Here is an 8,936-nt window from a genome sequence, read left to right as displayed (position 1 = left end):
GTGGGCGCGGGAGGGCCGGGCGCGGCGGCGCGCGGCGGACCCGGTGCGCGGCCGTGGCGGCGGCGTGCGAGGTCCTGCGGCCGGCGCGGGCAGCGGTCCGCGGGGACGGGCCGCCGGGGCCGCCGTGCCGGGCCGTGGGTGATCGGACCGGCGGTTGTCAGACCGGCGTGCTTCACTGCCAACAGGCGGGAAGAAGGGGAAGCCTGTGCCACACGAGATCGATCCGACGTTCCTCGCGCTGCCGCTGCGCCCGCTCGCGGACGCGGCGCTCGCGCGGGCCCGCTCGCTGGGGGCCGAGCACGCGGACTTCCGCGTGGAGCGGGTGCGCGGCGCGTCCCTGCGGCTGCGGGACGGCAGGCCGTCGGGCGCGTCCGACACCACCGACCTGGGGTATGCCGTGCGGGTCGTGCACGGCGGGGCCTGGGGCTTCGCCTCCGGTGTGGACCTGACGCCGGACGCGGCGGCCCGGGTGGCCGGGCAGGCGGTGGCGATGGCCCGGCTGTCCGCGCGCGTGACCGCGGCGGCCGGCTCGGACGAGCGGGTGGAGCTGGCGGACGAGCCGGTGCACGGGGACCGGGTGTGGGTGTCCTCCTACGAGGTCGACCCCTTCGACGTGCCCGACGCGGAGAAGACCGGGCTGCTGGCCGAGTGGAGCGGGCGGCTGCTGGGCGCGGCCGGCGTGGACCACGTGGACGCCACACTCATGACCGTCCAGGAGAACAAGTTCTACGCGGACACGGCGGGCACCACGACCACGCAGCAGCGGGTGCGGCTGCACCCGGAGCTGACGGCGGTGGCGGTGGCCGCGGACAGCGGCGCGTTCGAGTCGATGCGGACGCTGGCTCCCCCGGCCGGGCGCGGCTGGGAGTACCTGACAGGCACCGGCTGGGACTGGGAGGACGAGCTGGCGCGCATCCCGGAGCTGCTGGCCGAGAAGCTGCGCGCCCCGGCCGTGACGGCGGGGGCGTACGACCTGGTGGTGGACCCGACGAACCTGTGGCTGACGATCCACGAGTCGATCGGCCACGCCACCGAGCTGGACCGCGCCCTGGGCTACGAGGCGGCGTACGCGGGCACGACCTTCGCGACCTTCGACCAGCTCGGCTCGCTGCGGTACGGCTCGCGGATCATGCACGTGACCGGCGACCGGACCGCGGAGCACGGCCTGGCCACCGTGGGGTACGACGACGAGGGCGTGGCGGCCCAGTCGTGGGACCTGGTCCGGGACGGCACGCTGGTGGGCTACCAGCTCGACCGGCGGATCGCGCGGCTGGCGGGCTTCGAGCGGTCCAACGGCTGCGCGTACGCCGACTCCGCCTCCCACGTGCCCGTCCAGCGCATGGCGAACGTGTCGCTCCAGCCCGCGCCCGGCGGCCCGGCGACCGAGGAGCTGATCGCCGGGGTCGAGGACGGGCTGTACCTGGTGGGCGACCGGTCGTGGTCGATCGACCAGCAGCGGTACAACTTCCAGTTCACCGCGCAGCGGGCGTACCGGATCCGCGGCGGCAGGCTGGCGGGGCAGGTGCGGGACTTCGCCTACCAGGCGACCACCACGGACTTCTGGGGCTCCATGGAGGCCGTGGGCGGTCCGCAGACGTACGTCATGGGCGGGTCGTTCGTCTGCGGCAAGGCCCAGCCCGGCCAGGCGGCCGCCGTGTCGCACGGCTGCCCGTCCGCGCTCTTCCGAGGCGTGAACATCCTCAACACCGCGCAGGAGGCGGGACGATGAGCACAGGCGCGAGCAGGCCGCACGAGGTCGTCGAGCGGGCGCTGGAGCTGTCCCGGACCGACGGCTGCGTGGTGATCGCCGAGGAGTCCTCCAGCGCGAACCTCCGGTGGGCGGGCAGCGCGCTGACGACCAACGGCGTCACGCGCGGGCGGGTGCTGACCGTCGTGGCCACCGTGGACGGCACCGAGGGCACCGCCTCCGGCGTCGTCACCCGGTCGGCCGTCACCGCCGACGACCTGGAGCCGCTGGTGCGGGCGGCGGAGGCGGCGGCGCGGGAGGCCGGGCCCGCGGAGGACGCGCAGCCGCTGGTGGCGGGCCTCCCGGCGGCGGCCGCCTTCACCGAGCCGCCCGCCGAGACCTCCCCGGAGGTGTTCGCGTCCTTCGCCCCGGCCCTGGGCGAGTCGTTCGCGCGGGCCCGCGCGGAGGGCCGCGAGCTGTACGGGTTCGCGCAGCACCAGGTGGTGTCCACCTACCTGGGCAGCTCCGCGGGCCTGCGGCTGCGGCACGACCAGCCGACCGGCACCCTGGAGCTGAACGCGAAGGCCCCCGCCGTCGAGGGCTCCGCACCCCGCTCGGCGTGGGCGGGCCGGGTCACGCGGGACTTCCGGGACGTCGACCCGCTGGCGCTGGACGCGGAGCTGGCCGGGCGGCTGGCGTGGGCGCGGCGGCGGGTGGACCTGCCGGCGGGGCGGTACGAGACGCTGCTGCCGCCCACGGCGGTGGCGGACCTGTTCATCTACCAGATGTGGTCGGCGGCGGCACGGGACGCGGCCGAGGGCCGCACGGTCTTCAGCAGGCCCGGCGGCGGCACGCGCGTGGGCGAGAAGCTGGCCGGGCTCCCGCTGACCCTGCGCAGCGACCCGCACGCGCCGGGCCTGGAGACCGCCCCGTTCGTGATCGCGCACAGCTCCGGCGAGGCCGCGTCGGTGTTCGACAACGGCCTGCCGCTGCCCGCGACGGACTGGATACGCGAGGGCGTGCTGGAGCGCCTGGTGGCCACCCGGCACGCCGCGCGCGTCACGGGCCTGCCGGTGGCGCCCGCCATCGACAACCTCGTTCTGGACGGCGGCGGCACGCGCTCGCTCGCCGAGATGGCCGCGGACACCGGGCACGACGGGCCGGGCCTGCTGCTGACCTGCCTGTGGTACATCCGCGAGGTCGACCCGGCCACGCTGCTGATGACCGGCCTGACCCGGGACGGCGTGTACCTGGTCGAGGGCGGCGAGGTGGTCGCCGAGGTGAACAACTTCCGTTTCAACGAGTCGCCCGTCGACGTGCTGGCCCGCGCCACCGAGGCGGGCGCGACGGAGCGGACCCTGCCGCGCGAGTGGGGCGACTGGTTCACCCGGGCCGCCATGCCGCCGCTGCGGGTGCCCGACTTCAACATGAGCTCGGTGAGCAAGGGCGTGTGAGGCGTCGCAATAGACTGGTCCCACCCGTTACCGATATCCATAACCGCTTTCCCGCCCGTCCGCTCCGCCCGGCGGGCCGCTTCGACCGACCGTCAGGACACACCACCGATGACACGCCTCGGCGATTCCGTCGCTCGCGCGACCACGCTGCTCGCAGCGGACCTCTCCTCCGACCGCACCGTGGAGGACCTGCTCTCCGAGACGGCGGCCCGGCGCTCCCTGGACCTGTCCGACCTGCCCGCCAAGGAGCAGGCCGACCTGATCGTCCGGCGCGCCGTGGACGTCCTGCCCTCCGCGGCGGTGCTCGCCGAGCGGATCGAGGCGGCGCGGGAGGCGGGCCGCGGCCTGGTCGTCAAGCTGGGCATCGACCCCACGGCGGCGGACGTGCACCTGGGCCACGCGGTGCCGGTGATCGTGCTCAGCCGCTTCCAGCGGATGGGGCACCACGTGATCCTGATCATCGGGGACGCGACGGCGAAGATCGGCGACCCGTCCGGCCGCTCCTCGGAGCGCCCGCCGCTGACCGACGAGGACATCGCCCGCAACCTCGCCGGCTACCGCGACCAGGTCAAGCCGTTCTTCGACTTCGGCGCGGTGGACTTCCGGCACAACAGCGCGTGGCTCTCGGAGGTCACGCTGCCGAAGCTGGTCGGGCTGCTGTCCCAGGTGCCGGTGTCCTCGCTGCTCCAGCGGGAGGACTTCCGCACCCGGCTGGCGGCCGGGCACGGGCTGACGATGGCCGAGTTCATCTACCCGGTCGCGATGGCCATCGACTCCGCCGAGATCGACGCGGACATCGAGCTGGGCGGCGTCGACCAGCTGCTGAACATGCAGATGGGCCGCAAGATCATGGAGATCTACGGCAAGAAGCCGCAGATGATCGCCACCATGCCGCTGGTGGAGGGCACGGACGGCACGGGCGCGAAGATGAGCAAGTCCAAGGGGAACTACGTGGCCCTCACCGCGTCCGCGGACGAGGTCTACGGCAAGATCATGTCGATTCCGGACCGGCTGATCGTGCCGTACCTGCGGGCGTGGACGGAGTGGACCGACACCGAGATCGACCTGGCCACCGGCCGCCTGTACGACAGGTCGCTGCACCCGATGGACCTGAAGAGGGTGCTGGCGGGCGAGGTGGTGGCCGCGCTGTACGGCGTGGCGGAGGCGATGGCCGCGCGCGCGGGCTTCACGGCCCAGTTCTCGAAGAAGTCCTTCGCCGAGGTGGAGACGCTGCCGGTGGTGGACGCAGGCGAGCACGGCGCGGAGACCGTGGTGTCGGTGCTCAGCAAGGTGCTCCAGTTCCAGCCCAGCGCCTCGGCGGCGCGCCGGGTCGCCAAGCAGAACGGGCTGCGGCTGGTGGTGGAGACGCCGGGCGGCCAGGAGTCGGTGCTGCTGAGCGAGGCGGCGGCGCTGCGCCCGCTGGCCGACATCGTGCCGGAGGCGCTGGCGGTGGCAGGGCTCACGCCCGGGCCGGGCGGCGTGTACCTCAAGGCCGGGCGCAAGATCGCCGAGCTGCGGGGCCTGGACCTGTAGGACGCCCGGCGGGACCGGGGCGGCCGGGTCGCGCAGGCGCGCCTACGGGCCGGTACGGCAGGCGCCGTGGCCGGCGTACGCCCGGGGCCGTAGCGCCGGGCCGCGGGTGGGCGCGCCCCGCTCTCGTACCGGGCGCGGCCGCGGCGTAACGTGGATCGCGCACGGGACGGGGGAATCCCGGGTGCGGCGAACGGATGGTGGAACGTGATGCGGAAGCGGAGCGAGGCCGAGGTCTTCCGGATCACCGGGGCCCGCCGGGGACTGGCCGAGGACGTGCGCGGGCGGCAGCGACGCTACGTCATCTCCATGTCCGTGCGCACGGTCGCGGTGGTGCTGGCCGCCTCGCTGTGGAACGTGCAGCGGCCGGTGGCCGTGGTGGCACTGGTGCTGGGCGCGGTGCTGCCGTACGTTGCCGTGGTGATCGCGAACGCGGGCCGGGAGAACGCGCCCGCGCCGCCCACCTCCGCCGTGCCGCCGGTGGTGCGGCCGGTGCTGCCGGCCGGCCACGACGAGGACGCCGCGCGGCACGGTGCGCCGGTCCAGGCGGAACCGGTCCCGGAATCCGGCGGCGAGAAGACCGGGCGGGCCCGCGAGGGCCACCCCGGCGACCCCCGCTGACCTGCGGCTTGCCGGAGCCTCAAGAAAAGCTCAGATCAATAATGCGGTTCTGGTACACCGCGCCCCACCTCCCGTGACATACTTCGTAGGCGCTCCGCATCCCCCGTCGGAGCGACGGTGCGACGCCGGGCGGCTCCCCCCGTGGCTGCTCGGCGTCGCCTATTTGCGGCGTATGTCGCCTTATCGGGTCTAGCTGGGGTTCTGTCGGCTCCGGCTGCCGGGCTCCGGCCCGCCGCGCGTGGCGGGGTGCGTAGAGTCGGGAAGGTGAACCCCCCCGAAACCGCCGAGCCGGACGCCCTGACCTGTTCCGCCAAGGGCTGCCGCGCCCCCGCCGTGTGGGTGCTGGCCTGGAACAACCCGAAGATCCACCAGCCGGAGCGGCGCAAGACGTGGCTGGCCTGCGAGGAGCACCGGGAGCACCTGTCGCGGTTCCTGGGCGTGCGCGGCTTCCTGAAGGACGTGGTGGCCCTGTCGGAGTGGCCGGCGTCCTGACGGCGGCCAGGGCGTGCCGGGTGGATCAGGGCGGGCTCGCGGCGTCCTGCGGGCCGTCAGCCGCCGATCGCCGACATGGGCCGGTCGGGCTGGCGGAAGGACGGCGTGTCCAGGCCCGATCCGGCCTTCTTGCCGAGCATGGCCACCCGCCACAGCCGCGCGATCTCCTCGTCCGGCGCCCCGGACCGCAGCGCCCCGCGCAGATCGGACTCCTCGCGCGCGAACAGGCAGGTGCGCACCTGCCCGTCGGCGGTGATCCGGGTCCGGTCGCAGGCGCGGCAGAAGGGGCGGGTCACGGAGGCTATGACGCCGACGCGGCCCGGGCCGCCGTCGACCAGCCAGCGCTCGGCGGGCGCCGCGCCGCGCTCGGCGGCGTCCTCCGGCGTGAGGCGGAAGCGGGTGCGCAGACTGCGCAGGATGTCCTCGGCGGTGATCATGCCCTCGCGGGTCCAGCCGTGCTGGGCGTCCAGCGGCATCTGCTCGATGAAGCGCAGCTCGTAGCCCTCCGCCAGGGCCCAGGCGAGCAGGTCGGGGGCCTCGTCGTCGTTGTGCCCGGGCATCAGCACGGCGTTGACCTTCACCGGGTCCAGGCCGGCCGCGCGGGCCGCCGCCAGGCCGCGCAGCACGTCGGCGTGGCGGGCGCGCCGGGTCAGGTCCTGGAAGACGTCCGGGCGCAGGGTGTCCAGCGAGACGTTGACGCGGTCCAGACCCGCCGCGCGCAGCGCCGCCGCCGTGCGCTCCAGGCCGATGCCGTTGGTGGTCAGCGACAGCCTGGGGCGCGGAGCCAGGGCGGCGCACCGCTCGACGATGCCGGGCAGGCCCGGCCGCAGCAGCGGCTCGCCCCCGGTGAACCGGACCTCCGTCACGCCCAGCGCGGTGACCGCGATACCGACCAGCCGCACCACCTCGTCGTCGGTGAGCAGGTCCGGCCTGGCCAGCCACCGCAGGCCCTCCTCGGGCATGCAGTAGGTGCAGCGCAGGTTGCAGCGGTCGGTCAGGGACACGCGCAGGTCGGTGGCGACCCGGCCATAGGTGTCGGTCAGCACGGCGACAGCCCTCCACGGATACGCGGTACGCGCTTCGATGACGTGTCAAGTTGCTCATTGCAACCCGTCACGTTGAAGGGTACGCGACGGCTGCGGCACTGCTCCGCGACCCGCGCCCGCGCGCCGTCCCGCGGGCGCGGCGCGCCGCCGCGCACCGGCGGGCGCGGCCCGCGCGTGGCGCGATCGCGGCGGCCTCGCGTGTCAGCGCGGACGCTCACCGGTCCTGTGGTGGGATTTCCACGGAACATGTTGAGGGCCGGTACCGGTCGGCGATAGCTTCCGTGGTCGTGCTTCCCGCCCCGCGCGGCTCGCGCGCGGGCGGCCCCGAAGATGATGTGGAGACCCCATGGCTCATCTGAGATCGGCTGGTACGGGACCGGGTCGGCGGCTGTCCGCCCGCCTCGCGGCCCGGGTACGGCCACGGGCGGCGGCGATATCCGCGGCCCTGGCCCTGACCGCCGCCGCGGCCCTCGGGCCCGGCGCCGTCACCGCCGCCTGGGGCGCCCAGGACGCTCCGGCCGCCCGGGCCGCGCAGGACGGGCCCGCGCTGAGCTATGTCGTCAACACCGCGCCGGGGCTGGCCGGTTCGACCGGCCTGAAGAAGGCGATCGCCCGCGCGGGCGGCGACGTCGTGGTCGCCTACGACCAGATCGGCGTCGTCGTCGTGCACTCCGCCGACCCCGGCTTCGCCGCGGCCGTGCGCCGCGTCCCGGGCGTGGTCTCGGCCGGGGCCACCCGCACCGCGCCGCTGCCCGCCCAGGCCACCACGGACGTGGGCACCCCGCACCTGCTGAGCGCGCGGGAGCGGCGCGCGGCGACCGGTCGGGCCGCGGCGGGGCAGGACCCGTTGGAGCCGCTGCAGTGGGACCTGCCCGCGATCAAGGCGGACAAGGCGCACGAGAAGACGCTCGGCAGCCGCGACGTGACCGTCGCGGTCATCGACACCGGCGTCGACGACACCCACCCCGACATCGCCCCCAACTTCGACCGCGCCGCGTCGGTCAACTGCGTGACCGGCAAGCCGGACACCGCCGACGGCGCGTGGCGGCCCACGCAGGAGGAGAGCCCGCACGGCACCCACGTGGCGGGCGAGATCGCCGCCGCGAAGAACGGCGTCGGCGTCACCGGGGTCGCGCCGGGTGTGAAGGTCTCGGGCATCAAGGTGTCCACGACGGCCGGGTTCTTCTACACCGAGGCGGTGGTGTGCGGCTTCGTGTGGGCCGCGGAGCACGGCGTCGACGTGACGAACAACAGCTACTACACCGACCCGTGGTACTTCAACTGCGTCACCGACCCGGACCAGCGGGCCCTGGTGCAGGCGATCTCCCGGGCCTCGGCGTACGCGGAGCACAGGGGCGTGGTGAACGTCGCGGCGGCCGGGAACGAGGCGTACGACCTGGCCTCGGACAGCATCACCGACCCGTCGAGCCCGAACGACTCCACCCCGGGCGACCGGGAGATCGACCCGTCGGAGTGCTACGACATCCCCACCCAGCTGCCGGGCGTGGTCACCGTGGCGGCCACCGGCGCCAAGCGGCTGAAGTCGTCGTTCTCCAACTACGGGCTCGGGGTCATCGACGTGGCGGCCCCGGGCGGCGACGCCACGGCCTACCAGAAGCCGGAGCCGCCGGCCACCAGCGGCCTGATCCTCGGCCCGGTCCCGGGTGGCGGGTACGGCTACATGGCGGGCACGTCGATGGCCTCCCCGCACGTGGCGGGCGTCGCGGCGCTCATCAGGAGCACCCACCCGCACGCCTCTGCGTCGCAGGTCAAGAGACTCCTGAAGGAGGAGGCGGACGACACGCCCTGCCCGCGGCCGTACGACATCGACGGTGACGGCACGCCGGACGCCGAGTGCGAGGGCCCGGCCGCGTACAACGGGTTCTACGGGGCCGGGACGGTCAACGCGCTGAACGCCGTGGAGCGGTGACCGGGCCACGGGACTGACGACCTGACGGGAGTACCGGGCGGGCGGCGCCTTCCGCGGACGCGGGGCGCCGCCCGTCGCGTTCCTACGGCGCGGCCGGGCGCCGCGCGGCCGGTCCGACGCCGTACGGCCGTCCGCCGGGCCGTACGGGGCGTCCGGGCCCCGGGGCGCCCGGGGCG

7 protein-coding genes are annotated in these 8,936 nt (G+C 74.8%); 6 read left to right on the top strand and 1 reads right to left on the bottom strand.

The genetic code is table 11. The features are described 5' to 3' along the window. The first annotated feature begins 205 nt into the window (after positions 1-205). The 5 genes from RKE29_RS24810 (at position 206) to RKE29_RS24790 (ending at position 5,784) form a co-directional block, all read left to right on the top strand. On the top strand, positions 206-1,729 hold the full coding sequence (locus tag RKE29_RS24810) for a TldD/PmbA family protein (RefSeq protein ID WP_312007850.1): 1,524 nt from the start codon (positions 206-208) through the stop codon (positions 1,727-1,729). After that, complete coding sequence (locus tag RKE29_RS24805) at positions 1,726-3,141, top strand: metallopeptidase TldD-related protein (protein ID WP_312007849.1); 1,416 nt, start codon at positions 1,726-1,728, stop codon at positions 3,139-3,141. Before RKE29_RS24810 ends, RKE29_RS24805 begins: the two co-directional genes overlap by 4 nt. 108 nt (positions 3,142-3,249) lie before the next feature. Beyond that, positions 3,250-4,674, top strand: coding sequence for a tyrosine--tRNA ligase (gene tyrS, locus RKE29_RS24800; RefSeq protein ID WP_312007848.1), 1,425 nt, complete (start codon positions 3,250-3,252; stop codon positions 4,672-4,674). Between the two features lie 207 nt (positions 4,675-4,881). Beyond that, positions 4,882-5,292, top strand: coding sequence for a DUF3099 domain-containing protein (locus RKE29_RS24795; protein WP_312007847.1), 411 nt, complete (start codon positions 4,882-4,884; stop codon positions 5,290-5,292). Positions 5,293-5,556: 264 nt separating this feature from the next. After that, positions 5,557-5,784 (top strand): hypothetical protein, encoded by a 228-nt coding sequence (locus RKE29_RS24790; RefSeq protein WP_312007846.1) that lies wholly within the window; start codon positions 5,557-5,559, stop codon positions 5,782-5,784. A 56-nt stretch (positions 5,785-5,840) separates the two neighbouring features. On the opposite strand, the gene moaA is transcribed toward RKE29_RS24790, so the two are convergent. Next, positions 5,841-6,830: a GTP 3',8-cyclase MoaA gene (gene moaA / locus RKE29_RS24785; protein WP_312007845.1), complete on the bottom strand. Its 990-nt coding sequence runs from the start codon at positions 6,828-6,830 to the stop codon at positions 5,841-5,843. A gap of 346 nt (positions 6,831-7,176) precedes the next feature. Here moaA and RKE29_RS24780 point away from each other — a divergent pair, with 346 nt between their 5' ends. Continuing rightward, entirely contained in the window at positions 7,177-8,760 is a 1,584-nt protein-coding gene (locus RKE29_RS24780) for a S8 family serine peptidase (RefSeq protein WP_312007844.1), read from the top strand. Positions 8,761-8,936 lie beyond the last annotated feature (176 nt).

It is taken from the genome of Streptomyces sp. B1866 (assembly GCF_031932565.1).
In the GTDB taxonomy this organism is placed as follows: Bacteria; Actinomycetota; Actinomycetes; order Streptomycetales; family Streptomycetaceae; genus Streptomyces.
The sequence above is the reverse complement of the archived record's forward strand: the minus strand, read 5'-3'. Positions and strand labels throughout refer to the sequence as shown.